This window comes from Bartonella florencae (genome assembly GCF_000312525.1).
GTDB lineage: Bacteria > Pseudomonadota > Alphaproteobacteria > Rhizobiales > Rhizobiaceae > Bartonella > Bartonella florencae.
In genome coordinates this window covers 1-207 of the sequence record NZ_HE997537.1, presented here as the reverse complement: position 1 = coordinate 207, position 207 = coordinate 1, and the positions used below count along the sequence as shown (strand labels likewise).

Genomic DNA, 207 nt, shown 5'->3' with positions numbered 1-207 from the left:
GGTGGCTGTTGCTTTGCTTGGTGATGTGGAAACTTTGCTCTCTTAGTGCAAAAGCTGTGCAACAGAAAAGCATCTTTGAAGCAGATATCTTCCATGTGTTTCATGCGCGCTTCTTCGATGTCAATATTTTTGATGTTCATCTCTTCGATGTGCAGATAAAAAACCATCTTGCATATGGCGTTGGTTCAAAAAAGGGCAAAAACAGTG

The 207-nt window shown here is 41.1% G+C and carries 1 protein-coding gene; it reads left to right on the top strand.

Annotation, left to right across the window (positions count from 1 at the left end; genetic code table 11):
• Nucleotides 1–207 (top strand): hypothetical protein (locus BN202_RS10120; protein WP_210160669.1); only part of this gene is annotated, 207 nt, incomplete at both ends.